20 protein-coding genes are annotated in these 23,224 nt (G+C 67.3%); 14 read left to right on the top strand and 6 right to left on the bottom strand.

Features of this window, described 5'->3' with window-relative positions:
• Nucleotides 1-219 precede the first annotated feature (219 nt).
• Nucleotides 220-1,863, top strand: a complete 1,644-nt coding sequence (locus tag KME82_RS26030; protein WP_215496622.1) for a M4 family metallopeptidase — start codon at nucleotides 220-222, stop codon at nucleotides 1,861-1,863.
• Nucleotides 1,864-1,996: 133 nt separating this feature from the next.
• On the opposite strand, the gene KME82_RS26025 is transcribed toward KME82_RS26030, so the two are convergent.
• Nucleotides 1,997-2,506, bottom strand: a complete 510-nt coding sequence (locus KME82_RS26025) for a hypothetical protein (protein ID WP_215496621.1) — start codon at nucleotides 2,504-2,506, stop codon at nucleotides 1,997-1,999.
• 353 nt (nucleotides 2,507-2,859) lie between these two features.
• Between KME82_RS26025 and KME82_RS26020 the strand changes: the two genes are divergently transcribed.
• The 5 genes from KME82_RS26020 (at nucleotide 2,860) to KME82_RS26000 (ending at nucleotide 9,516) form a co-directional block, all read left to right on the top strand.
• Nucleotides 2,860-4,524: a M4 family metallopeptidase gene (locus KME82_RS26020; protein WP_215496620.1), complete on the top strand. Its 1,665-nt coding sequence runs from the start codon at nucleotides 2,860-2,862 to the stop codon at nucleotides 4,522-4,524.
• 269 nt (nucleotides 4,525-4,793) lie between these two features.
• Complete coding sequence (locus tag KME82_RS26015; RefSeq protein WP_215496619.1) at nucleotides 4,794-5,513, top strand: 4'-phosphopantetheinyl transferase family protein; 720 nt, start codon at nucleotides 4,794-4,796, stop codon at nucleotides 5,511-5,513.
• A 103-nt stretch (nucleotides 5,514-5,616) separates the two neighbouring features.
• Nucleotides 5,617-7,782: an aminodeoxychorismate synthase component I gene (gene pabB, locus KME82_RS26010; RefSeq protein ID WP_215496618.1), complete on the top strand. Its 2,166-nt coding sequence runs from the start codon at nucleotides 5,617-5,619 to the stop codon at nucleotides 7,780-7,782.
• A gap of 228 nt (nucleotides 7,783-8,010) precedes the next feature.
• Nucleotides 8,011-8,148: a hypothetical protein gene (locus KME82_RS26005; RefSeq protein WP_157754304.1), complete on the top strand. Its 138-nt coding sequence runs from the start codon at nucleotides 8,011-8,013 to the stop codon at nucleotides 8,146-8,148.
• A 108-nt stretch (nucleotides 8,149-8,256) separates the two neighbouring features.
• The gene (locus tag KME82_RS26000; protein WP_215496617.1) at nucleotides 8,257-9,516 is read left to right on the top strand and encodes a YcaO-like family protein; all 1,260 of its coding nucleotides are present in this window, start codon (nucleotides 8,257-8,259) and stop codon (nucleotides 9,514-9,516) included.
• 115 nt (nucleotides 9,517-9,631) lie between these two features.
• Here KME82_RS26000 and KME82_RS25995 read toward each other — a convergent pair whose 3' ends face one another.
• Complete coding sequence (locus KME82_RS25995) at nucleotides 9,632-10,864, bottom strand: WG repeat-containing protein (protein WP_215496616.1); 1,233 nt, start codon at nucleotides 10,862-10,864, stop codon at nucleotides 9,632-9,634.
• Nucleotides 10,865-11,112: 248 nt separating this feature from the next.
• On the opposite strand from KME82_RS25995, the gene KME82_RS25990 reads away from it, so the two are divergent.
• Both KME82_RS25990 and KME82_RS25985 read left to right on the top strand, forming a co-directional pair.
• On the top strand, nucleotides 11,113-12,351 hold the full coding sequence (locus tag KME82_RS25990) for a lipase family alpha/beta hydrolase (protein WP_215496615.1): 1,239 nt from the start codon (nucleotides 11,113-11,115) through the stop codon (nucleotides 12,349-12,351).
• 45 nt (nucleotides 12,352-12,396) lie between these two features.
• A complete protein-coding gene (locus tag KME82_RS25985; protein WP_215496614.1) occupies nucleotides 12,397-13,092 on the top strand; it encodes an energy transducer TonB in 696 nt (231 codons plus the stop codon).
• Between the two features lie 294 nt (nucleotides 13,093-13,386).
• Here the strand turns inward: KME82_RS25985 and KME82_RS25980 are convergent, their stop codons facing one another.
• The 3 genes from KME82_RS25980 to KME82_RS25970 form a co-directional block, all read right to left on the bottom strand.
• Nucleotides 13,387-13,950: a fasciclin domain-containing protein gene (locus KME82_RS25980; RefSeq protein ID WP_215496613.1), complete on the bottom strand. Its 564-nt coding sequence runs from the start codon at nucleotides 13,948-13,950 to the stop codon at nucleotides 13,387-13,389.
• A gap of 194 nt (nucleotides 13,951-14,144) precedes the next feature.
• Nucleotides 14,145-14,912 (bottom strand): LytR/AlgR family response regulator transcription factor, encoded by a 768-nt coding sequence (locus KME82_RS25975; protein WP_215496612.1) that lies wholly within the window; start codon nucleotides 14,910-14,912, stop codon nucleotides 14,145-14,147.
• Nucleotides 14,909-16,084, bottom strand: coding sequence for a sensor histidine kinase (locus KME82_RS25970; protein ID WP_215496611.1), 1,176 nt, complete (start codon nucleotides 16,082-16,084; stop codon nucleotides 14,909-14,911). Before KME82_RS25970 ends, KME82_RS25975 begins: the two co-directional genes overlap by 4 nt.
• A gap of 215 nt (nucleotides 16,085-16,299) precedes the next feature.
• Here KME82_RS25970 and KME82_RS25965 point away from each other — a divergent pair, with 215 nt between their 5' ends.
• The 3 genes from KME82_RS25965 to KME82_RS25955 all read left to right on the top strand — a co-directional run bounded on the left by KME82_RS25965 (nucleotide 16,300) and on the right by KME82_RS25955 (nucleotide 18,949).
• Nucleotides 16,300-16,713: a hypothetical protein gene (locus KME82_RS25965; protein WP_215496610.1), complete on the top strand. Its 414-nt coding sequence runs from the start codon at nucleotides 16,300-16,302 to the stop codon at nucleotides 16,711-16,713.
• Between the two features lie 525 nt (nucleotides 16,714-17,238).
• A complete protein-coding gene (locus tag KME82_RS25960; RefSeq protein ID WP_215496609.1) occupies nucleotides 17,239-17,904 on the top strand; it encodes a hypothetical protein in 666 nt (221 codons plus the stop codon).
• A 49-nt stretch (nucleotides 17,905-17,953) separates the two neighbouring features.
• Complete coding sequence (locus KME82_RS25955) at nucleotides 17,954-18,949, top strand: hypothetical protein (protein WP_215496608.1); 996 nt, start codon at nucleotides 17,954-17,956, stop codon at nucleotides 18,947-18,949.
• Between the two features lie 213 nt (nucleotides 18,950-19,162).
• Here KME82_RS25955 and KME82_RS25950 read toward each other — a convergent pair whose 3' ends face one another.
• Nucleotides 19,163-20,632 (bottom strand): S8 family serine peptidase, encoded by a 1,470-nt coding sequence (locus tag KME82_RS25950; protein WP_215496607.1) that lies wholly within the window; start codon nucleotides 20,630-20,632, stop codon nucleotides 19,163-19,165.
• Between the two features lie 425 nt (nucleotides 20,633-21,057).
• Between KME82_RS25950 and KME82_RS27335 the strand changes: the two genes are divergently transcribed.
• The 3 genes from KME82_RS27335 (at nucleotide 21,058) to KME82_RS25935 (ending at nucleotide 23,188) form a co-directional block, all read left to right on the top strand.
• The gene (locus KME82_RS27335) at nucleotides 21,058-21,384 is read left to right on the top strand and encodes a DUF6053 domain-containing protein (RefSeq protein ID WP_430538767.1); all 327 of its coding nucleotides are present in this window, start codon (nucleotides 21,058-21,060) and stop codon (nucleotides 21,382-21,384) included.
• Between the two features lie 262 nt (nucleotides 21,385-21,646).
• Nucleotides 21,647-21,838 (top strand): hypothetical protein, encoded by a 192-nt coding sequence (locus tag KME82_RS25940; protein WP_215496605.1) that lies wholly within the window; start codon nucleotides 21,647-21,649, stop codon nucleotides 21,836-21,838.
• A 399-nt stretch (nucleotides 21,839-22,237) separates the two neighbouring features.
• Nucleotides 22,238-23,188: an AI-2E family transporter gene (locus tag KME82_RS25935; RefSeq protein WP_252255874.1), complete on the top strand. Its 951-nt coding sequence runs from the start codon at nucleotides 22,238-22,240 to the stop codon at nucleotides 23,186-23,188.
• Nucleotides 23,189-23,224: the final 36 nt, after the last annotated feature.

Raw genomic sequence — 23,224 nt, 5'->3', positions numbered from 1 at the left:
CGTCGTCGCGGCGTAGACGCAGTTCGTCCACAAACGAAATGCATTTCTTGCAAGACTTCGCAAAACCCTGCGTAGCCGCACATTTTTGCCCGCGATTTGCCTTCGTCCACGCATGCCGCGGCTTGCGTTATCGATCGAGGATGCGCCCAGCGCCGCCGCCACCGCCGCTGTCCACCGCCGATCCGTTCGGCTTTCGATGTCATTGAGGGGAAGTCACGTATGTCATTGCATTCCAATGCGCCCAAGCGCGCCGTGCTGAGTTTCGCCCTGGCCGCCGCGCTGGTCGGGCCCGCCGTCCACGCCGCCGACAGCGGCAAGGCCCTGGCGATGAGCCAGGCCCGCGGTCTGATCGCAAATCATCTCGGCGCGCTGCAAGGCAACAGCGACGACAGTTTCAATGCGCGCGACGCGATCGTCGACCGCGACGGCACCGAGCACGTCCGCTTCGACCGCACCTTCCGCGGGCTGCGGGTGATCGGCGGCGACGTGGTGGTCCAGTCGCAGCGCGGCCAGTTGCGTTCGGCCCTGCTGACCCTGCGCAGCAAGCAGCGTCCGTCGCTGACCCCGCGCATCAGCCAGGACGATGCCGCGGTCGAGGCCGGCGCGCGCTTCGGCAGCCGCATCGAGCAGGTGCGCAGCAACGAGCCGGTGGTCTACGCGCGCGGCGCCAAGCCGGTGCTGGCCTATGAGGTGATCGTGCAGGGCGAGGGCAACAGCCGCCATTCGGGCCTGGTGACCTATTACGTCGACGCCGCCAGCGGCAAGGTGCTCGACGTGCAGGACCAGATCCAGACCGCCGCCGCGACCGGCACCGGCCGCTCGCTGTACTACGGCAACCTGAGCATCTCCACCGACCAGAAGAGCGCGACCAAGTTCGACCTGATCGACACCACCCGCGGCAGCGGCAGCGTCTACGACGCCAAGGGCGCGGTGGTCTCCAACCTGTTCGACATCCTCTCGGCGACCTCCAACGCCACCTTGATGACCGACGCCGACAACACCTGGGGCAACAACACGACCAGCGATCGCGCGACCGTCGGCGTGGACATCCACTACGGCGTCGGCGTGACCTGGGACTACTACAAGAACGTCCACGGCCGCGCCGGCCTGGCCGGCGACGGCAAGGGCATCAAGAGCTACGCCCACACCAACTTCAAGACCTCCAGCGGCGGCAACAGCGGCGTCAATGCGGCTTACGTGGATCTGGTCAAGAGCATGTTCTACGGCGACGGCGATGCCGCGCGCGGCTACGGTCCGATCGTCGGCATCGACGTGGCCGGCCACGAGATGACCCACGGCGTGACCGCGGCGACCTCCAAGCTGGCGTACTCCGGCGATGCCGGCGGCCTCAACGAAGCCGCCTCCGACATCATCGGCACGCTGGTCGAGTTCTACGCCAACAACGCCAGCGACCCGGGCGACTACCGCATCGGCGAGAAGATGCGCACCGACGGCAAGGCCTTCCGCGACATGTACAACCAGGCCTCCGACGGCAAGTCGTTCAACTGCTACATCGCCGGCGGCTTCGATCCCAACCTGTCCGACGGCGCGCACAACCCGCACTACACCTCGGGCGTGGGCAACCTGTTCTTCTACTTCCTGGCCGAAGGCTCGGTCGCGCCGGCCGGCACGGGTCTGAACCCGGCGCAGATGGCCTGCAACGGCGATGCCGGCATGACCGGGATCGGCCGCGACAAGGCCGGCAAGATCTGGTATCGCGCGCTCACCGCCAAGTTCACCTCCAACACCACCTACCCGCAGGCGCGCGCGGCGACGCTGGCGGCGGCGGGCGAGCTGTACGGCAACGGTTCGGCCGAGCAGAACGCGGTGGCGCGGGCCTGGAGCGCGGTCAAGGTCAACTGATCCGATCGCATCGTTTTAAGCGGTGTCGCGCGCATGCGAATGCGTGCGATGGCAACGGCCCGCTTCGGCGGGCCGTTGTCGTTCCGGTTGCGATCGGGTACGAGTTCGTCGCGCCGAAGCGAGCGGTCGCGCGTCAGTGCCGGTCGTCGTAGACAGCCGGGATCTTCACGGTTTCGCCGCCCTGGGTGATGAATACATCGACCGAGTGGGTGATGCCCATCACTTCGCCGTCTTCGACGAAACGCTCGATGAGCTTGCCGGGCACCACGCGCACGCTCACGCCCTTGCCCGTGTAGGTGCCGGCGTAACGCACCTGGCGGTGCGGCGATTCGGACTTGCGCCATACCTGGTGGGTCTGGCCGTTGAAGCTGACGTAGGCGCCGTCCCCGGCCTCGCCGCAGCGGTCGGTGAAGAACGAAATCGTCGGGTTCGCCGCGGCGTTCTTCAGGCAGGTGCGATAGGCGGCGGGGTCCTTGTTGACGGCGCAGTACGCCTCGTCGTACTTGCGGTTGGCCGCGCCGCGCGGGGTGGCGATCGTGGCCGCGACGCAATCGCTGCCCGGATCGTCGGTGGGGACGATGTCGCCGCCGGCCAGGCTGTGGCCGCTGAGCAGGCACAAGACCACGCAAAAGATCGTTCTCATCCAAGCACCTGTGTTGAGTCCGTTCGCCAGCAGGGCGCGCCGGCGAGTTCGCGGATGGGTCGCGCGAACCGGCGCGCAGCGCCATCGAATGCCGCGCCCGCCGAATCGAACGAGCCGGGCATGCGACGGCTCACTTTAGATCACCGGGCGCCGGAGCTGGCAAGCGGCCGCCGTCGACGACGCGCCCGACGAACGCGAGTCGACCAAAAGCACGAACTCCGAACGGCTCCGCAGTTTTGCCGTGATCCGGCCCCTGAACGGCGCCTCATGGCACCTGAAATATGCCGAATATCGGAACCGGACCCGGCGCCGCGCCGGGCCGTAGCGACCCAAGGCCAAGGAGTAAGGACGCCATGCGATTGAATACTCGACGGTTCAAACAGGAAGGACTCTATCTCGCCATCGCCGCGACGCTGCTGACCGCGCCGCTCGCCCAGGCCGCCGACGCCGGCCTCGCCGCCAGGGACGCCGCGACCGCGCAGGCGCGCAGCCTGATCGCCGGCAACGCCGGGCTGCTGCGGGCCGACGCCGCGGACCGCTTCGAAGCGCGCGATATGGTGATCGACCGCGACGGCACCCAGCACGCGCGTTTCGCCCGCAGCTATCAAGGCCTGCGCGTGATCGGCGGCGACGTGGTGGTGACCTCGCGGCGCGGCGAGCTCAAGTCCGCGCAGCTGACCTTGCGCAGCGCGCAGCGTCCGTCGCTGAGCGCGCGGGTGATCGGCAAGGACCAGGCCGCGATCGAAGCCGGCGCGCGCTTCAACGGCCGGGTCGCCAAGATCCACGGCAACGAACTGGTGGTGTATGCGCGCGGCGCCACGCCGGTGCTCGCCTACGAGGTCACCGTGCAGGGCGACGAGACCGACCGCCACTCCGGCTTCGTCACCTACTACGTCAATGCCGCCGATGGCCGCGTGCTCGACGTGCAGGACCAGCTGCAGACCGCGGCCGCGATCGGCACCGGCAAGTCGTTCTACTACGGCGACCTGAGCCTGCCGACCGACCAGAAGAGCGCGACCAAGTTCGACCTGATCGACACCACCCGCGGCAACGGCAAGGTCTACGACGCCAAGGGCGCGGCGATCTCCAACCTGTTCGACATCCTCGGCGCGACCCTGGGCGCGACCTTGTTCACCGACACCGACAACACCTGGGGCAACAACACCCTCAGCGATCGCGCCACCGTCGCCACCGACATCCACTACGGCGTCGGCGCGACCTGGGACTACTACAAGAACGTCCATGGCCGCCTGGGCCTGTACAACGACAACAAGGGCATCAGCAGCTACGCCCACACCAATTTTAAGACCTCCACCGGCGGCACCACCGGCGTCAACGCGGCCTATTTCGCCCTGACCAAGGTGATGTTCTACGGCGACGGCGACGCCAGCCGCGGCTATGGCCCGATCGTCGGCATCGATGTGGCCGGCCACGAGATGTCGCACGGGGTCAACGCGGCGACCGCGAACCTGGCCTACTCGGGCGACGCCGGCGGCTTGAACGAAGCCAATTCCGACATCCTCGGCACCCTGGTCGAGTTCTACGCCAACAACCCCAACGATCCGGGCGACTACCGCATCGGCGAAATCATGCGCACCGGCGGCTTGGCGTTCCGCGACATGTACAACCAGGGCGCCGACGGCAAGTCGTTCAACTGCTACATCGGCGGCAGCGGTTTCGATCCGAACCTGGCGGCGGGCGGGATTCACGACCCGCACTACACCTCCGGCGTCGCCAACCGCATGGCCTATCTGGCGATGGAAGGCGCGGTGACCCCGGCCGGGACCACGCTGACGCCGGCCCAACTGGTCTGCAACGGCGACACCGGCATCGTCGGCATCGGCCGCGACAAGTTCGGCAAGATCTGGTATCGCGCGCTGACCACCAAGTTCACCTCCAGCACGACCTACCCGCAGGCGCGCGCGGCGACCCTGGCCGCCGCGGCCGAGCTGTACGGGGCCGGTTCGCCGGAGCAGACCACGATCGCGCGGGCGTGGAGCGCGGCCAGCGTCAACTGACTGCCGCGTCACCGAGCGTCGTTTCACCTGAGTGCGTAGCGGCGCGATGCCGCATCGCCTTGCAACGGCCCGCTTCGGCGGGCCGTTGCGCGTCGCGAGCCGATACCATGAGCCAAGGCAGCGGCTTCGTTTCCAGCGATCTATCCGCGATGACGCCCCACACTGCCCCTACCGTCGTAACGGACCCCCCATGCGTTCACCGCGTCGCCCGCACCCGCCCGCCCACCGTATCACCGCCGCGCCGCCGCGCGATGCCAAGGCCTGAGCGCATGCGCCCGGACCACGACGCCTTCCTCCACGACGCCGCGCCCTTCGACGCGCAGGCCCAGGGCCAGCCGCTGACCGGTTACGCCTGCCGCTTCCGCCTCGACGCCTACGACGACGCGCTGTACCCCGCTCATGGGTTGCAACTGCCGCCGCAGTTGGCGCGCGCGGTGGCCAAGCGGCGCGGCGAATTCCTCGCCGGCCGGATCTGCGCGCGGCGCGCGCTGGCGCGGTTGGGGATCGCCTCGGCCGATATCGCGATCGGCCCGGATCGCGAACCGCTGTGGCCGGCCGGCGCGATCGCATCGATCTCGCATGCCGGCGACCGCGCGGTCTGCCTGGCCAGCGCCGATCCGCGCATGATCGGCCTGGGCATCGACATCGAATCGCGGATCGACGCGCGCCTGGCCGGGGAGATCCGCGGCGTGGTGGTCGACGCGGCCGAGCAGGCGGTGATCGAAGCCGGCTTCGCCGACGCGGTGGCCGGACTGGCCGCGGCGTTTTCGGCCAAGGAAGCCTTGTACAAGGCGCTGTACCCGCAGGTGCGGGCGTTCTTCGGCTTCGAGGCGATGCGGCTGGCGCAGGTCGGCGACGACCGTCTGCGTTTCCTAGCCGCGGCCGATCTGTCGCCGACGGTGCGGGCCGGGCAGGCCTTCGAGGTCGACATCGCCTTCGAAGACGGCGGCGTGCGTTCGATCGCCTGCTGCCTGCGCGCGCGCGCCTGAGCGCCGTTCGCGGCGGAGTCGACGGCCGCGCGCCTGGCCGAATCGCCGCGAACCATCGCCAAACCGCCGCCGCGCCCGGGCTTTGTACGACAATGGCCGGATCATGCGTTGCCTGTTGATCGACAACTACGACTCCTTCACCTGGAACCTCGCCGACCAGATCGGGCGCGCGTTCGGCCGCGCGCCGACCGTGCTGCGCAACGACGCTTGCGGCTGGGAGCAACTGCGGGCCGACGAACGCTACGACTGCATCGTGGTGTCGCCCGGGCCGGGCAGCGTCGAGCACGAGGCCGATTTCCATGTCGCGCGCCAGGCGATCGCGCACAGCGCGCTGCCTTTGCTCGGAGTCTGCCTGGGCTTCCAGGGCATCGCCTACGCCGAAGGCGGCCGCATCGTGCATGCGCCGCAGCCGTATCACGGCCGTGTTTCGCGCCTGCATCATGACGGCAGCGAATTGTTCGCGGGTTTGCCCGCATCGTTCGAGGTGGTGCGCTATCACTCGCTGATCGCGGCCGCGCCGTTGCCGCCGGCGTTGCAGGCGACCGCGCACACCGACGACGGCCTGATCATGGCGCTGCGTCATCGCCGTCGCCCGCAATGGGGCGTGCAGTTCCATCCCGAGTCGATCCTGAGCGAACACGGCATCGACCTGATCGCGAATTTCCGCGATCTCGTGTATCGGCACCACGGCCGGGCCTTCGTCAGCCTGATCGCAACGACGACGACACCGCCGCCGGCCGCCGAGCCGCCGCAAGCCTTGCAACTGTGGTGCAAGCCCCTGGATGCGAAGCTCGATCCGGAAACCGTGTTCAACGCGCTGTACGCGCAACGGCGCAACAGTTTCTGGCTCGACAGCCAGGACGCGGTCGAGGAGCGCGCGGCGTGTTCGTTCATGGGCGCGGTCGACGACGGCGATCTGCTGGCCTATCGCATCGCCGACGACGACGCGGCGCTGTCGACCGGGCACGCGCTGCTCGATCGCATCGAACGCGAACTCCAGGCGCAGGTCGCCGATCCGATCCCGGCCGACGGCGCGTCCGCCCCGGCCGAAAGCGCACTGCCATTCGATTTCCGCGGCGGCTTCATCGGCTGGCTGGGCTACGAAATGAAGGCGCTGTTCGATGGCGAAGGCAACGGCGACAGCAGCGGCAACGCCGCCACGCGGCTGCCCGATGCGCTGTGGATGCGCGTGCACCGCTTCCTCGCCTTCGATCATCGCCGCGCGCGCGCCTGGGCGATCGCGATCGCCGCGCCGCACACCGCGCAGGCGACCGACGCGCAGCGCTGGCTCGAAACGGTCGCCGCGCAGGCGGCATCGACCCTCGCCCAGCCCGCGCCGGAATCGGCGCCGTCGCCCGCGCCGCTGGATACGCTCGAAGTCGACATGGACCTGGGCCACGACGATTACCTGGCCGCGATCGAGCACTGCCGCCGCGCCATCGTCGACGGCGAGTCCTACCAGATCTGTCTGACCAACCACTTCCGCTTCCGCGCGCAACTCGATCCGCTGGCGCTGTACCTGCGCCTGCGTCGCGGCAACGCGGCGCCGTTCGGCGCCTACCTGCGCAGCGGCGACCATCACGTGCTGAGCACCTCACCGGAACGCTTCCTGCGCGTGGACCGCGGCGGCCGCATCCAGACCAAGCCGATCAAGGGCACGATGCGCCGCTCCGACGACCCGCGGGTCGATGCGCAGTACGCGCGGCATCTGGCCGAATCGGTCAAGGACCGCGCCGAAAACCTGATGATCGTCGACCTGATGCGCAACGACCTCAACCGGGTCGCGGTGCATGCCACGGTCGAGGTGCCGAAGCTGCGCGAAGTCGAAAGCTATCGCACCGTGCATCAGCTGGTCAGCACGGTCGAGGCGCAGCTGCGTCCCGACGCCGGCCTGATCGACCTGTTGCGCGCGACCTTCCCCGGCGGTTCGATCAGCGGCGCGCCCAAGCGCCGCACCCTGCAGATCATCGACCGGCTCGAACGCAGCGCGCGCGGCGTCTACTGCGGTTCGATCGGCTACTTGGGCTACAACCGCGTGGCCGATCTCAACATCGGCATCCGCACCCTGTCCTACGACGGCGACAGCGTCGCCTTCGGCGCCGGCGGCGCGATCACCTGGCTGTCGGACCCGCAGGCCGAATTCCAGGAAGTGCTGCTCAAGGCCGAAGCGGTGCTGCGGCCGCTGTGGGGGTTCCTGGCCGAGCCCGACGCCGGCTTCGCCTATGAGCTGGACGGCGACCGCCTGCGCCTTCGCCGGGTCGCGCGCTGAGCCGCGCCATCGGCGCGTTCATGCAATTGCAATTTGGACCGATCCGCCGCGCGTACGCGCATGTGGACGTGATCCCGGTTCCACACAGGCAATGTCGATGCCTGCGTGATTGACACCGTTCTTACACCATGGGTATAGAAAAAGGGCAGTCGACACGGAAGTCGCAAGGTCGTGGCTTCGGCGTCGCTGCATCCACGCCATCGGCGACATCACCTGAAGAGGGACACCATGAAAAAGGCGATCGATATCCCCGTGTTCAAGCCGCGTCCGCTCATCGAAGACGCCAGCAAGGTCATCAGCGAGAAGCAGATCAAGGTCGAGCTGACCGCCAAGGAAAAATCCTTCCTGGACCAGTACGCGAAGTAAGCCGGCGACGGTTTGCTCTCGGGCGCGCGGCACGGACCCGTTCGTGCCGCCGCGCTGCGGGCGAGCGCGCCAGGCAGGACGAGACAAAGCAAGGCAAGGAGCGAGGCCATGATTCCCCTGGAGCGCGAACGATCGCTGGCCGACGCCGATGCGGTGATCCGCGGCTACGTGCGCGATCAGGGCTGGCGCATGCAGATCGACGTGCTCGGCGAAGGCATCGCCTCGACCGTATGCACCTTGTACGACGCCGACGACGTCGCGCTCAGCAACGGCTTCGGCAAGGGCGAGGCCGCCGCGTCGCTGACCGGCGCGATGTACGAAGCGGTCGAGCACTACTACACCCGCAAGCCGCCGGCCGATGCGCCCATCGCGCTGGTGCGTTCGCAGCACTTCGCGCAGGACCCGCGTTACGCCGGCCTGCCGTTCGCGGCCGCGTTCGAGGCCAATGCGCAGCAACAGCTGGCGTGTCGCAATTACCGCCGTCTCGACGAACACGGTCCCGGCGACGACACCGTGCCGGTGCCGCTGTTCATGACCTATCCGGCGTACCTGCACAATCTGGTCGAAGGCGACGATTTCGACTACAACAGCGCGATCCGCTTCAGCTCCAACAGCGGCGTGGCGATCGGCGCCAGCCTGGAGGAGGCCGCGGTCCACGCGATCGGCGAACTGGTCGAGCGCGACGCCTGGTCGCTGTTCCTGATCGCGCATTACCTGGGCGACCCGACCAGCCTGGGCGTGATCGTCGATCCGCAGTCGCTGCCCGACGACGTCGCGCGCATCTACCGCGCGGTGTGCGGGCAACTCGATCGCGAGGTGTGGCTGATCGACGTGACCACCGACCTGCAGTTCCCGGCCTTCATCGCCACCACCGCCGACATCCTCGCCGACGAGGAAACCTTTCCCTGCGGCTACGGCGCGTCGCTGTACGCCGCGCACGCCGCGATGCGCGCGCTGACCGAACTGGTGCAATGCATCGACATAAAATCGCGCACGCCGAAGATGCGCGAGTACAGCCGGCTCGCGCTGGATACGCTGAGCGAGTACCGCAAGCTGCGCGACTGCGCGTACTTCCAGGTCCGTGCCGATCGGCTCGAACGGGTCGACTGGGCCCATCCGGCGCGCGCGGCGATGCCGCCCAAGGCGATGCTCGCCGACATGATCGCGCACCTGCGCCGCCACGGCATCGGCGTGTACTACGCGATCAACCAGCACGCGCCGGGCGCGTTCTGCATCGTCAGCTGCGTGTCGTTCGAACTCGAACGTTTCTTCATGGTGACCTCGGGCATCGCGATGGGCCCGGGCCGGCGCGGCATGGACTTGCTGGAAGGGCGCCTGCGGGTGCCGGCGTTGGTGCCGGCGGTTTGAATGCCGCGATCGGGATCCTGCGACTCGAGGCTGATGATTCGAAACGCCGATGAGATAAGGCCATCGACTTGAAGGCGGCGTCGCGTTCGGCGCACCGTCGGTGCTGCCCCGCGTTTCAGCCGCCGAAACGCGGGTAGACGGCGGGGAACCCGCTGGGCGCGCGCTCGCGATCGTTCTTGTGCTTCAACGTGGTGGCCTTGCGGCATTCGCGCGCGGCGCGCTGGGTGCCGGCCGGGTCGGCCGCATCGATGCAGATTTTTCTGCCGTCGCGTTCCATCAGCGCCTGGCCGCCGCCGAAGTCCTTGACCGCGTCGTACACGAACTCGCTCAGCGGCCGGCCCTGCGCATCGAGCAGCGCAAACTTGCCTGCGCGCGACACTGCGATCAGGCCTTTGATGTCCCAGGTCACCCTGATATCGCGCTGGTCGTAGACCAACCGGCCCTGGGTGTCGAACAGCTCCAGCCGATAACGCGCCGGATTGGCCTTGCGGTATTGCATCTTCTCGTACTGGTTGAGCGTTTCCGGCTCTGGATTGAGCAAGGTCGAATAGCCCACGGTGCGGCCGTAGAACGAGCCGCCCGTGCGCGGCATGCGCAGGCCGGTGAGAAAGTTGACCGCAACGCTGCTGTGCTCGCGTTCGAACAGCATCGCCCAGCCTTCGTCGAGGCCTTCGATATCCACGTTCGGGGAAATATCGAAGTATTCGATCGGCACGATCGTTCGCCCCCGGGCGTCCAGCAAGCCGCTGCGGTACCGCTTCGGCTCACCCGCCGCGCTGACCTCGCGTTGCACCAGGTACCACGACACCGTGGGCCGCGATTGGGTGTGGCGTTCGAAGACGCGGTGGTACTCGAACGGGATCACGGTGTTGCCATCGGCATCGATGACCCCGTAACGCTCCGCATCGGAATCGCCGCCGGGCGGCTTGATCACCGCGACCGCCTGGCCGTTGACGAAGTCCAGTTCGTCTTCGAACAGCGTGGCCGCCGTTTGCCGGCCCTGCCGGTCGAATGCGCGCAGGCTTTGCAGGCCGATCGCGCCGAAACCGTCGGCGCCGCGATCGATGATGTGTTGATAGCCGATCGGGATCACCACCCGGCTTTTCCGGTCGACGACACCGAAGGTCTGCTCGCCCTGCTTGTGCAGCCGCGCCAGGTGCAAGCCGTCGTGGAACGTCGCGACGTTCTGATGCGCGGGCGCGGGCTGCCCGTGCTCGACGATCGGCGGTGGCTTGCGCTGCGCAACCTGCTTGCCGGACAACGCCTGGTAGTAGCGCACCGGCGCGCAGCCGCCGGCCGAGGCGCACAGCAAGGCGAAAACGATGAGGCGGGGCAGGCTGCTGCGCATCGGGGTCCGGCACGGGGGATCAAGGTGATGATTAGCATGAATCGGCGGTCGCGGTATCGGCGAACCAGACGCGTACCGCGTCGGCGTCGGCGTGCCTCGCCGACGGCGAGTCGCTGCGCGACGGACCGGTCCGCAGGCGCCGATGGCGCGCTCCATCGCGGCCGCGACCGGCGATGCGGCCTGGTGCGCGCGCCAATGCGCTTCGCGTGCAGTAGGCTGGGCGTCCGCTCAGCCCGCGCAGGATGCCCATGCCGAAACGCTCGCCCGCCGACGCCGTGATCGGCCACGGCACCGACCTGCGCGGCATCGGCCGCCTGACCATCGACGCCATCACCGGCGTCACCGATCTGGTCGAATCCGTCCACGCCACCATCGTCGCCCTGCCGTCGCCGCTCGGCGCGGCGGTGCGCGACCCCACGCGCGGCATCACCGGCCTGGTCTACCGCAGCGTGCGCGGCATCACCCGCTTCGTCGGCGACGGCCTGGATCTGGCGTTGGCCCAGTTCGCGCCGTTGTTGAACCGGATCGATTCGCTGCCGCAGCGCGGCGCGGTGGTGTCGGCGCTCAACGGCGTGCTCGGCGATCACCTGGCCGCGACCGACAATCCGCTGGCGATCGACATGCAGCTGCGCAAGGACGGCCGGCCGCTCAAACTCGGGCGAAAATCCCTGGCGGCGGCGTATCCGCAGGCCACCGGCAAGGTGGTCGTGCTGATCCACGGCCTGTGCATGAACGACCTGCAGTGGAACTGGAACGGCCACGACCACGGCGCCGCGCTCGCCCGCGATGCCGGCTGGACGCCGGTGTACCTGCATTACAACACCGGCCGCCACATCTCCAGCAACGGCCGCGAGCTGTCGGCGCAGCTCGACAAGCTGCTGCGCGAGTGGCCGCTGCCGGTGGAGCGTTTCGCGATCGTCTGCCACAGCATGGGCGGACTGGTCGCGCGCAGCGCCTGCCACAGCGCGCAGCGCAGCAAGCGCCAGTGGCTGAGCCGGCTCGACAGCCTGGTGTTCCTCGGTACGCCGCATCACGGCGCGCCGCTGGAGCGCGCCGGCAGCTGGTTCGACATGCTGATCGCGCTGAGCCCGTACACCGCGCCGTTCGCGCGGCTGGGCAAGATCCGCAGCGCCGGCATCCAGGACCTGCGCCACGGCAATCTGATCGAAGCCGACTGGCGCAAGCACGCCGACGACGGCCGCCGCGATCCGCGCACGCCGTTGCCGCTGCCCGAATCGGTGCGCAGCTACGCGATCGCGGTGTCGACCGACAAGGAGGGCGCGTCGAACGTCGGCGGGCTCGCCGCGGCGGAGCGCTTCAGCGGCGACACCCTGGTGCCGGTCGCGAGCGCGCTGGGGCTGCATCCCGATCCCGCGTTCGATCTGCACATTCCCAAGCGCCATCGCTGGATCGGCCACGGTCTGCACCATCTCGACCTGCTCGGCGATGCGCAGGTGTACCGGCGCATTCGCCGCTGGCTGGGTTGAGCGGCTGGCGGCATGCACATGGATGCTTCATCGAAAGGACACGGCATGCATCGTTTCACCCGGAGCTTCAAGGTTATCGCGTACTCGATCTGCATCGGCCTGTCCGCGATCGCCGCGCCGGCACTGGCCCAGGACGTCGAAATCGGCCCCGACATATCGGGACGCGTGGACTGGCCGTACAAGAGCGAACACCCGCCGGCCTATCCCGACGGCGTCGCCGACGCGCTGTGCCGCAGCGACGCCACGGTCCTGCGGGTCGATGTGGACGAACAGGGCGAGGTGCTTGAAGTCAAGATCGAACACAGCGACGGCAACGCGGCGCTGGACGAAGCGGCCGTGCAGGCCGCGCGCGGATGGCGCTATTACCCGGCCGTGAGCCAAGGCAAGCCGCATGCCGATTCGATCCGCGTGCCGGTCGAGTTCAAGGCGGACGACGCGTGCTGGCAGGCCTTGCCCGATACGACCGCGCATCCCGACGTCGAGTCGATGGGGCGCTTTCCGCCGAGCTGGCCGGCCGCGGTCAAGACCGGTCCGGGCGGGGTGGTGGTGTTGAAGATCAAGGTCGACGACACGCGCAAGCTTGCCTACGCCGTCGAGGTCGATCGCTCCAGCGGCGACGACGCCATCGACAACGCGGCCGCAGTGGCCGCGAACTTGTGGACTTTCGAGCCTGCACGGTTGAAAGGCGTGCCGGTGCGGTCGGTGTTGCGCTGGACGGTTCCCTATGGAACGTCGCGCTGACGCGGTCGCGGGCGTTTTTTCGCGGATACCTGCCGCGTCGACAGCTTTCGATGACATGCGTTGGCGATTGAAGTGTCGCGGTCGCGGCTTGCGCCGCTCCTACAGGGGGCATTCGTGGCGACGAAGTCCGAGCACGACCTTGGCGCAGCCTACGTAATCCGACTGTAGGAGCGGCGCAAGCCGCGACCGCGACACCTCGCCTGCGACGCTTCGGCGAAGTACGCCGAACACGCCGATATGCGCGCCGGCAAACAACCGGCGCACAACGCCGGCCGCTTGCCTGCCTGCGACGACTTACGGCATCAACACCTTGTCGACGACATGGATCACGCCGTTCTTCTGATACACGTTGGCGATGGTGACATTGGCCGTGTTGCCCTTGCTGTCGGTCACCGTGACCTTGCCGCCGTCGGTCCTGACCGTCAGCACTTCGCCCTGCACGGTCTTGAGCTGAGCGCGTCCGCCGCCGGCCTTGGCCTGCGCCATCAGCGCCTTGCCGTCGAGCTTGCCGGGCACCACGTGGTAGGTCAGCACGCTGGTCAAGGTCGCCTTGTTTTCGGGTTTGAGCAGCGTGTCGACCGTACCGGCCGGCAACGCGGCGAAGGCGGCATTGGTCGGCGCGAACACGGTGAACGGGCCGGGGCCCTTGAGCGTTTCGACCAGACCCGCCGCCTTGACCGCGGCGACCAGGGTGGTGTGATCCTTGGAGTTGACCGCGTTGTCGACGATGTCGCGAGTCACCAGCATCGGCGCGCCGCCGACCATCGGATTGTTCATGCCCTTGGCATCGGCGCCGAACGCCGCGCCGGACAGCGCCAGCACTACGACGACCGCGAGGGTCTTGAGTCGGGTGTTCATGGATACGTTCCTCATTGAATGATTGGATGCATCGCAACGTATCGGCCGGATCGTTTGCATGAGGAACTACGGGTCGAACCTGGATACGGATGCGTTCGAACAGGCGATCGCATCGCGTCGATGAATGAACATCGGCGGCGCGAGCGATGCGTTAACTAACGGTGATGAAGCGCTGAACGCGCGTCGCGCGCTGTTCAGTCCTCGCGCCGCGAACCGACCAGGCGCAGAAAGGTCTCGTGCTGATACCGGCTCATGCGCAGTTGCTGGCCGTTGTCCATGGTCACGACATGGTGGCCGTTGAACCACGGATGGATGGTGCGCACCCGCTGCACGTTGACGATCGCCGAGCGATGCACGCGGGCGAAGCGGCGCGGGTCCAGGCGCGCGGCGAGCGTGGACAGGGTCTCGCGCAGTTCGTGGATGCGATCGGCCAGGTGGATCTGCACGGTGTTGCGGTTGGCCTTGATCCAGACGATGTCGTCGACCGCCACGAAGATCACATGCTCGTCGACCCGCACCGCGATGCGTTCGAGGTATTCGTCGCGCTGGCGCAGGCTTTCCAGCGCCTGAAGAATCCGGGCTTGAGCATCGCCGGCCGCGGACAAGCGCGACTTGGCGCGTTGCAAGGTCGCGGCGAAGCGTTCGCGACTGAACGGCTTGACCAGGTAGTCGACCGCGTTCGCCTCGAACGCGCGCACCGCGTACTGCTCGTAGGCGGTGACGAAGATCGTCGCCGGCATGCGCTGCGCGCCGATCGCCGCGACCACGTCCAGCCCGGTCATCGCCGGCATCTGGATGTCGAGGAACACCAGGTCGGGCGACCGCTTGCGGATCGCTTCGACCGCGGACGCGCCGTCGCCGCATTCGCCGAGCACCTCGATCTGCGCGCCGGCGTCGAGAAGACGCACGATCGCGCGGCGCGCGATCGGTTCGTCGTCGACCACCAGCGCGGTGAGGTTCATGCGCCGGTGAGCTCGGGTTCGTCGTCGTCCGAGTCCATCTCGCGAAACGGCAGGCGGATGCGGCAGGCCACGCCCTGCGGCCAGATCAGGTCGAGCCGCAGTTGCGCGGCATCGCCGTAGAGTTCCTGCAAACGCAGACGGGTATTGGACAGGCCGATGCCGTGGCCCGCGCCGTCGCCTTCGGCCGTGCGTTCCGCTTCGAGCGCGCTGTTGTGATTGCGCACGTCGATGCACAGCTGGTCGCCTTCGCGACGGCAATCGATCTCGATCCGGTCGCTGCCGACCCGGCGGCCGATGCCGTGGCGGATCGCGTTCTCGACGATCGGTTGCAGTACCAGGCTGGGCACCGCGCAGTGCAGTGCGTCGGGCGCGACGTAGATCTGCGTGGTCAGCCGATCCTTGAAGCGCACGCGCTGGATGCCCAGATACAGGTCCAGCAGTTCCAGTTCGCGCCGCAGGCTGATTTCCTGGCCGTCGTAGTCTTCCAGGAACGCGCGCAGCAGCTCGCTCAGGCGCAGCAGCATGTCCTCGGCCGACACCGTGTCCTCGTTGAGCAAGGTCACGATGGCGTGCAGGGTGTTGAACAGGAAATGCGGCTGCAGCTGGGTCTTGAGCACCTGCAGCCGCGACTGCGCCAGTTCGGTCGCGAGCCGGCTGGCCTCGACCTCGCGGCGGGCTTTCTCGGCCTGGTAGTGCAGCGAGTGCTGGATGGCGAGCAACGCCCAGTAGGTCATGAATCCGATCGCCGCGTACCGGCCGAGGTACTGCTGCAACTGCTCGAAGAACGAACTGGGTTCGAGCACCGCCGAGAGCAAGGCGCCGAAGACCAGCGCCAGCGCGGTAATGCCCGCGCCGGCCAGCAGGTGGGTGAACAGCCAGCCGAACCGCAGCGGAACGCCGGTGCGCGATGCCAGCGCGGTGAGTACCGAGCGAACCCGCATCGGCGGCTGGATCGGATGGCGCGCGCCCAGGCGGAACACCATCGGCGCCAACGCGGCCCAGGTGTACCACTGGATCATCGACCAGCGCAGGTAGTCGAGGATCGACCACACCGTCGCGCCGAGCAGCGCGTCGTGTACCCATCCTTGCAGCGCGAACACCAGCACCACCGCCGACCACAGGCCGAGGTAGCGGCGCAGGCCGATGACGGTATCGCCGAGCTGGATGTTCATGAGCGGCCGATGCAGCGAAGTCAGCGCCGATCCTAAGCGCCTGCGCGCGCTTCGAACAGCGTTCGATCGCGCCACTACGATTGGTCCGGCCGCAGCGACGATTCGTCCCGAACGCGTGGACCGGCGCGGCCCGTGGCGGCTGTGATGCGCGCATCGGAGCGCGGCGGATGGCGCCGTCGCCCGAGCCACCGCCCATAGAGCACCGGAGTCCGGCCATGCGATCGTCCCTCGCCGCAGTTCTGACCGTTGTCGCTGTCGTCTCGTTCGCCGCCGTCCTGCCCGTGCAGGCCGGCACGCGCACGCACTATTTCGAATTGATCAACCGCGCGCACGACCGCCTGGTTGCGTTGGCGGTCGCGCCCGCCGGCAGCGGCCGCTTCCAGCCCAGGCCGCTGGGCGAGGCGATCGACGGCGGCGGCGATTCGGCCACCGTCGAATGGACCGGCGAGCAGTGCGTCTACGATTTGCGCTTCACCTTCGGCAACGGCCGCACCGTGGTCTACGGCGATATCGATGTGTGCCGCAACCGCAGCCTGCGCATCCAGCCGCTGCGGCCTGGGCGTGCGAGGGCCGATGGCGTCGGCATCGACACGTCGCCGGCCGCGGCCGATTCGGCGCCCGCGCGGTAACCAAGGCCAGGCGGCCGGCGCAGGACCGCGGAGCCGATGCGCCATCGACACCGTCGTCTTGCTCTGTCGCCGCGGCATCGGCGCGGTGAACCCTCGCGATTCGCGCATTGCATGCGGACGAAACAGCCGGGGGTAGATTCGCTCCACCGCCGGATGCGACGCATGCGGGGGAAGCACGATGACCTTCCAGCAATCGCGGTCGCGCGAGGCTTGCGCCGACGCATGCGGATCGAACGCCCGCCGTTGCTGCGATGCATCGTCACCGCACAACCGTGGTGCGACGTGGGCCGATCGCATTCAAGTCGCTATTGTGCGTGATCGGGTTTAGATGAGACGCAGGCCGCGCGACGAACTCGGCCTGTGTCGCCTCGCCGGTGCTCGTATCCCGATTAAGTGTGCTGAAAATACACAATAATATTTTCATCGAATATGCAGCATGGGCTTCGCGAGTTTGCGCTTGCGGCTGGAGATTGTGCGGTGTAGATTCGATGCGCAACCCGATGCAATACCAGCCAAGGATGAATCATGGATTTTCAGTGCGTACCGCCTGATAAACCATCGAGGGGGAGCGGCCTGTCCGTCTCGCGTTCGCCGATAGCGCTTCATGCCGATGCGCATGCTCTTTTCCCACGCTTTCCGATCTGTGTGCTGGCCGCGTTGCTCGCCGGATGCAGTTCCATGGGCAGCGGCGCGACCGCCACCAAGGAGTCCGCGGAACATCCCGCGTCAGCGCTCTCTTCACCTCAACAAGGGTCACTAAATCCTATGCAACGCATGACCGCCATCAAAAAAGGAGTTGACGACCTGGCGTCCGGTGACATTTCGAACGTGGGCTTCGTCGATAGTTATCTTTCGGTGCATCTGAAGGAAGAATCCGATAACGGCAAGCTGACGGTGCGGCGCGGCAACGGCGGGACCTTCGCCGGATTGGCCGTGAGCAGCGTCGAGTTGCGCACCATGAAGGACAATGCGTCGCATAACCTGCTGATCATCGATCTGGCCGAGCCCGGCCCGGAAGCGTCGACGTTCGTGCGGACATTCTGGCCCGACGCGGATTTCGTTCCGGCGCGGCCGCATGCGCCCGGATCGGCGGCGTATTGGTCCGCCAAGCAGGGCGCAAGCACGATCAAGATCGGCCGGCCTTCCGACAAGGACCAGATCACCAGCATCGTTTTCAATCGCATGCCCTGATCGCATGCCCTGAAGATAAAACGTGCCTGCTGCCAACGACGGCAGCTGAATGCTCAGCGAGGATCGCGTCATGGCTAATGAGCCTTTGCAACCTGCTCCCGGTTCCACTTCGCCTCCCTCTACGCCGACGGGGCCGATCGACGACCCTGCATTCCAGGCCATCCTGGCGCAGTCTCCCACGCTCAAGGCCGAGATCGAGAAGCTCCAGTCCGAGGGCTATACGGTGCGGTGGGGCGATGCGGGCAAAGGCACGTTCATCGACGAAGGCAAGTCTGAAATCGTTGTCGACGTGGACTCCAAGGGTCACGGCGCGGATATCGCACAAGCGCTGTCGCACGAGATCGGACACAAGAATTTCAGCGAGCCCGAAGACCGCAGCACCAAGGAAACCTACGTAAACGGCTTGTTGCGCGACGAAGCCGCCGCGACGATCAAGAACGCCGAGATACGCAAGGAGATCATGGACAACGGCGGGCCCGACATAGGATTTCCCGGGACGCACGCGGCGCAGTACGAGAAAATCACCGACCAGATGCTCGCGGGCACGATTACCCGCGAACAGGCCCTTCAGCAGATCGCGACCCAATTCAAGACCGAGACGCCGTCCACCAGCACCGGTCAGACGTACGAAGATTATTACGGCAGTTACTACCCCGGGCCAAAACCTTCGCCGAGCCAATCGGTTCCGGGCCAAGCGCCCGCTGCGGCGCCACCGACGGCGCAACCGCCATCGCCGGGCCATGCCGACTATCCGCTGTACAACGCCATTCGCGACAAACTTCCCGAGTCGATTTCCAACGAGCAGGTGATGCACGCGACGGTGCTGGCGAAGGGAGAAGGAATCGCCGCCGACAAGGTGCAGGCGCGGGTGCATGAGGGAAACGCCTGGGTCGAAGCCAGTTTTCCGCCGGGATACCGGGTCAAGCTGGATTTGTCCGAGCCCGTGCCGACCATGCAGGAGTCCTTGCAGAAATCGCAGACACTCGATGCGCAGCAGAATCAGGCGGCGCCGCAGCAGCAGCAAAATCCAGGACTCTCCAGGTAGTCGCGGCGCGACTTCGGATCGCTTGCACCGTCGAGCGCGAGCCACTCGGCCCGCACTCGATTTTCCCGAATTGATGGCGCCATCGACGGGTCGTCCAGTCGAACCGGCACGCCTCATCCTCGACCACGAACGATTCGGTTTCGATCCATCGAAGCGACGTGCGATGACTCGCACGTCGCCTCCGACGTCGATCACCCAGACGCTAACGCACGCTCACAGTCCGAGCGCGTTGAGCACCGTGCGCAGATTCGGCAGCGGTCCGATGGGCGCACCGCCCGTCTGGCCCGAACCGGTCGCGACCAGCGCGTCGCGCATCTGTTGCGGGGTGGCGGATACGCCGCGGTTCTTGAGGATGCCCGACAACGCGACCACCGTGCTCGCCACCATCGGCGTCGCGCTGGAGGTGCCGGCGAAGCTGGCGGTGTAGGTCGCGTTGAAACCGTTGTACAGATCGCCGTAGCCGGTCGTGGTCACGCATGCGCCCCAGCCTTGCAGGTTGACCCGCGCGCCGTAGGTCGAGAACCACTGCTTCGCGCGCTCGGGCGTGCCGTCGCTGCACACGGCATTCGTGCTCGGCCCGCCGGCGCCGACGATGATCGATCCCGAATCCGGACGGCCGCGCGGGAACGGCGAACCGAAGCAGGCGGCGTTGTCGAGGTTCATGTTGCCGTTGCCGGCGGCCTGGATCACGTGGATGCCGCGCGAGGTCGCCAGCGCGACCGCGTCGTACACCGAGGGTATCCATTCCACCGGAACGTAATCGCTGCAACCGGCCGGGCCGGAGGCCTGCTGTTCCAGCACCATCACATCGCCGGGCAGCAGCGCGTAGGCGGCGGTGAACACCGCATTGGCCAGGTCGTAGCCGCGTTCGACGTTCATCGCGTTGACGTACTGGGCAATGGCGTCGGGCACCAGGCCGGTGACGCCGAAGCCGTTGTTGTCGGCGATCAGGATGCCCATGACCGCGGTGCCGTGGCGGTTGTCGCCGAACGGATCGTGCGGCGTACCGTTGGCGATGCGCGCGCCGGGCAGGCGCAGTTTGGACAGGTCCTCGTGGTCGGTGTTCCAGCTGTATTCGATGTCCAGCACGCGGATGCCCGCGCCGCCGCCGCCGGAATAGTTCCAGCCGAAATCGGCGTCGATGCCGTTGGTCGCGATCGAGCCGCGGTACTGCTGGTAGGCGTTGTAGTTGGGCGTGGGCGAAGGCACCGGCAGCGGCGCCGGGTAGGCAATCTCGACCAGCGCCATCGCGTTGAGCTGATCGACCACGCGCGCCGGGTCCTGGCCGGGACGCAGTTGCAGCCGGTACCACTGGCTCAGGTCGGCCAGGGCGCGGCCCGAGCGCTGTTGCGCGTCCTTGGTGGCGGACGCGAGCGCCGCGGGTGAAGCGCGGAACAGCGGCTCGACCGTGGCGATCGGGCCGGCGCGGGCGGTGAGCGCATCGAGCACCGAGCCGCGGCCGTGCGCGGCCGACGACAGGCGCCCGTTGACCAGGCCGACGCCGCTGCCTTGCGCGAACTTGACCTCGATGAACTCGCGCGAGTCGTAGCGGCCCAGCGTGCTCTTGGCGGGCTTGAGCGGCGGCGAGTAAGCGGCCGGCGCGGTGGCGGCGATCGCGGCCGGTGCGATGGCGAGCGCCAGGGCCGCGGCCAGCGGGCGGAAGGACTTCGACGTGCGTTTCATGGCAAACCTCCGTGTGGGGAATCGTCCGGTGATGCGAGCGCGACGACATGCGGATCGGCGCTTGCGACAAGTTCTGCGCGTGGCGGCCACGCAACATCGCGCGCCGATGCAAGCGACGAAGTGCGTGGATTCGCGATTGCCGTGCATGACCGCGTCGCCGCGCAGGTCATCGGTACGATGACGGTGCGATTGCCACGCGATCGGTTCATGCGATGCGGCAAGGATCGGTGCGCCGCCTGGCGGTGTAGCGGTGGCGGCGGCAATGCGAGGCACACAGTAGCCAGTTCGCATCGGGCGCGTCGGTGAGGCGAGTCACGAATCGCCGGGCGCTGTTGCTGCGTTTTTTGATGCAGCGCCGATAACGCATCGCGCGAACTTGTCGCTGCGCATGGGACTGGTTCGCGCTCGACTTTTCGAGGTCTTTTGTGGGAGGGGCTTCAGCCCCGACGCTTTTCGCTCAGCAGCTGCGAAGTTTCGCAGCGATCGGAAAAAAGAGCGTCGGGGTTGAAACCCCTCCCACAAAAGCCCTCGATGCCAATGCCAATGCGGATGTCGACGCCGATGCTGTTTGTCACGTCGCGACATCCGCTGCGCAAAGGATCGCCGCATTTGCGATGCACATCGAGATAACGGAAAAAGTTCTCGGCGCGCATCGTATCGGCGTGCGGGTTTTTCGCCGCTCGTTCGTCGTGCGCGCGTACCTGCGCGCCGTTGCGATCGGTGCTGCATGCAATCGCCACAGGGTCGGCTGACGCGCCAAGGGCGTGATCGGCGTCGAAGCAGCGCGGTCGTGGCTCGGGTATAGATGCGCGGGGCATCTTGTTTCGCCGCGAGCGAAAGCGTCTGTCGACAACAACCGCAGCGCGCGCGATCGCCCCGCGTTGGTTCCATGCCGCGGCGCCCGAGTCGCCGCCACCCACGTCGCAACGATCGAGCACAGGGACGTTACCCATCGCCGACCGCCTCACGCGTCAGGGAAGACGCCGCGCTGGTCTCAATCTAAGGAGAGGGAACATGAAGCAAGTCGCATCCAGGATGAAAGCGGTTCCGCTGACGCTCGCGATCGTCGGATCGTTCAGCGTCGGCGCCGTCGGCGCGTTCCAGACCACGATCGTCGGCGGCAAGTGCGTCAACCCGGAGACGGGGTGTCCGTGCAAGCCCGGTTGCCGTTACGGCGGCCGCGTGGGTTGCTGCCTGCTGCCGTAAGCGGGCGCGTTCGCTCCGCTCGCATCGAAAGAGCCTCGCTTGCGGGGCTCTTTCGTCATGCGGCGGCGGGAATCGAGCATCGGACTGAAACCAACGATCGCCGTCGCGGGAGCATGCCGATGACGGCCGGCCAAATCGCGCGCCCGCCGGCCAGACCGGGACATCCCGACGGATCGGCCGCGCGCACCATCGGGCCGGGTCCGGCTCGGCGGGGTCGCCACGTCCTTTAGTCACTCGCATATCAAAAGCCCGAGCGCTGCTCGTAAACTGTCGTCGCTGCGATCGCGCGGCCCTCGAGAGTTCGCCATGACCGGTTCCCCCGTCGCCGCCGCGTCCGACCGTTCGCCCCTGGCCTGTCCCGTCAGCCGTATCGCCGCGTGGTTGCTGGCCTTGACCGGCATGTACCTGGTGCTGCGGCTGGGCCTGGTCGGCGCCTTGCTGTCGGGCCTGCTGGTGTTCCAGCTGATCCACGTGCTGGCGCCGCTGGTCGAGCGCAAGGTGCGCGGCGACCGCGCCCGGATCATCGCGGTGGCGGTATTGGCGTTCGTGATCATCGGCCTGCTGATCCTGGCCGTGCTCGGGCTGGTGGCGTTCTTCCGGGTCGATACCGGCGGCGAGCAGGCCTTGCTGGCGCGGGTGATGGAGATCATCGACGCCTCGCGCGGCCAGATACCGCCGTGGGCGCAGCCGTATCTGCCCGACGATATGACCGACCTCAAGCGCGCGGTGTCGGCGTGGCTGGAGGCGCATCGCGGCGAATTGAGCCTGGCCGGCGCGGAAGTGGCGCAGGTGGCGGTGCGGCTGATCATCGGCATGGTGCTCGGCGCGATGATCGCGCTCTACGACGAGCAGCCGATCGGCCAGCTCGGCCCGCTCGCCACCGAACTGCTCGGCCGCACCAGCCGCTTCGCCGACGCCTTCCGCCGGGTGGTGTTCGCGCAGATCAAGATCTCCCTGCTCAACACCACCTTCACCGCGATCTTCCTACTGATCGTGCTGCCGCTGTTCGGCATCCGCCTGCCGCTGGCCAAGACCTTGGTCGCGATCACCTTCGTCGCCGGCCTGTTGCCGGTGATCGGCAATCTGATCTCCAACACCCTGATCACCGTCGCCGCGCTGTCGATATCGCTGTACGTCGCGATCGCCGCGCTGGCCTACCTGGTGGTGATCCACAAGCTGGAATACTTCCTCAACGCGCGCATCGTCGGCGGCGAAATCCAGGCGCGCGCCTGGGAACTGCTGTTGGCGATGCTGGTGATGGAGGCGGCGTTCTCGATGCCGGGGCTGATCGTCGGGCCAATCTACTACGCCTACATCAAGCGCGAGCTGGTCGATCAGCGCTGGATTTGAACGACGCTGGACTTGAGTCGCCGCACATCGAAAGGA

The organism is Lysobacter capsici (genome assembly GCF_018732085.1).
Classification (GTDB): Bacteria; Pseudomonadota; Gammaproteobacteria; order Xanthomonadales; family Xanthomonadaceae; genus Lysobacter; species Lysobacter capsici_A.
Note: the sequence above shows the minus strand (reverse complement) of the source record. Positions and strands in the feature narration are given on the sequence as shown.

Bases quoted from the DNA above. Each gene is read 5' to 3' on its own strand.
- pabB (WP_215496618.1), top strand. From the start codon at position 5,617: ATGCGTTGCCTGTTGATCGACAACTACGACTCCTTCACCTGGAACCTC.
- KME82_RS25980 (WP_215496613.1), bottom strand. From the start codon at position 13,950: ATGAACACCCGACTCAAGACCCTCGCGGTCGTCGTAGTGCTGGCGCTG.
- KME82_RS25975 (WP_215496612.1), bottom strand. From the start codon at position 14,912: ATGAACCTCACCGCGCTGGTGGTCGACGACGAACCGATCGCGCGCCGC.
- KME82_RS26030 (WP_215496622.1), top strand. From the start codon at position 220: ATGTCATTGCATTCCAATGCGCCCAAGCGCGCCGTGCTGAGTTTCGCC.
- KME82_RS26020 (WP_215496620.1), top strand. From the start codon at position 2,860: ATGCGATTGAATACTCGACGGTTCAAACAGGAAGGACTCTATCTCGCC.
- KME82_RS26025 (WP_215496621.1), bottom strand. From the start codon at position 2,506: ATGAGAACGATCTTTTGCGTGGTCTTGTGCCTGCTCAGCGGCCACAGC.
- KME82_RS25940 (WP_215496605.1), top strand. From the start codon at position 21,647: ATGAAGCAAGTCGCATCCAGGATGAAAGCGGTTCCGCTGACGCTCGCG.
- KME82_RS25970 (WP_215496611.1), bottom strand. From the start codon at position 16,084: ATGAACATCCAGCTCGGCGATACCGTCATCGGCCTGCGCCGCTACCTC.
- KME82_RS25955 (WP_215496608.1), top strand. From the start codon at position 17,954: ATGCTCAGCGAGGATCGCGTCATGGCTAATGAGCCTTTGCAACCTGCT.
- KME82_RS25990 (WP_215496615.1), top strand. From the start codon at position 11,113: ATGCCGAAACGCTCGCCCGCCGACGCCGTGATCGGCCACGGCACCGAC.
- KME82_RS26005 (WP_157754304.1), top strand. From the start codon at position 8,011: ATGAAAAAGGCGATCGATATCCCCGTGTTCAAGCCGCGTCCGCTCATC.
- KME82_RS25935 (WP_252255874.1), top strand. From the start codon at position 22,238: ATGTACCTGGTGCTGCGGCTGGGCCTGGTCGGCGCCTTGCTGTCGGGC.
- KME82_RS25985 (WP_215496614.1), top strand. From the start codon at position 12,397: ATGCATCGTTTCACCCGGAGCTTCAAGGTTATCGCGTACTCGATCTGC.
- KME82_RS25995 (WP_215496616.1), bottom strand. From the start codon at position 10,864: ATGCGCAGCAGCCTGCCCCGCCTCATCGTTTTCGCCTTGCTGTGCGCC.
- KME82_RS25965 (WP_215496610.1), top strand. From the start codon at position 16,300: ATGCGATCGTCCCTCGCCGCAGTTCTGACCGTTGTCGCTGTCGTCTCG.
- KME82_RS26000 (WP_215496617.1), top strand. From the start codon at position 8,257: ATGATTCCCCTGGAGCGCGAACGATCGCTGGCCGACGCCGATGCGGTG.
- KME82_RS26015 (WP_215496619.1), top strand. From the start codon at position 4,794: ATGCGCCCGGACCACGACGCCTTCCTCCACGACGCCGCGCCCTTCGAC.
- KME82_RS25950 (WP_215496607.1), bottom strand. From the start codon at position 20,632: ATGAAACGCACGTCGAAGTCCTTCCGCCCGCTGGCCGCGGCCCTGGCG.
- KME82_RS25960 (WP_215496609.1), top strand. From the start codon at position 17,239: ATGGATTTTCAGTGCGTACCGCCTGATAAACCATCGAGGGGGAGCGGC.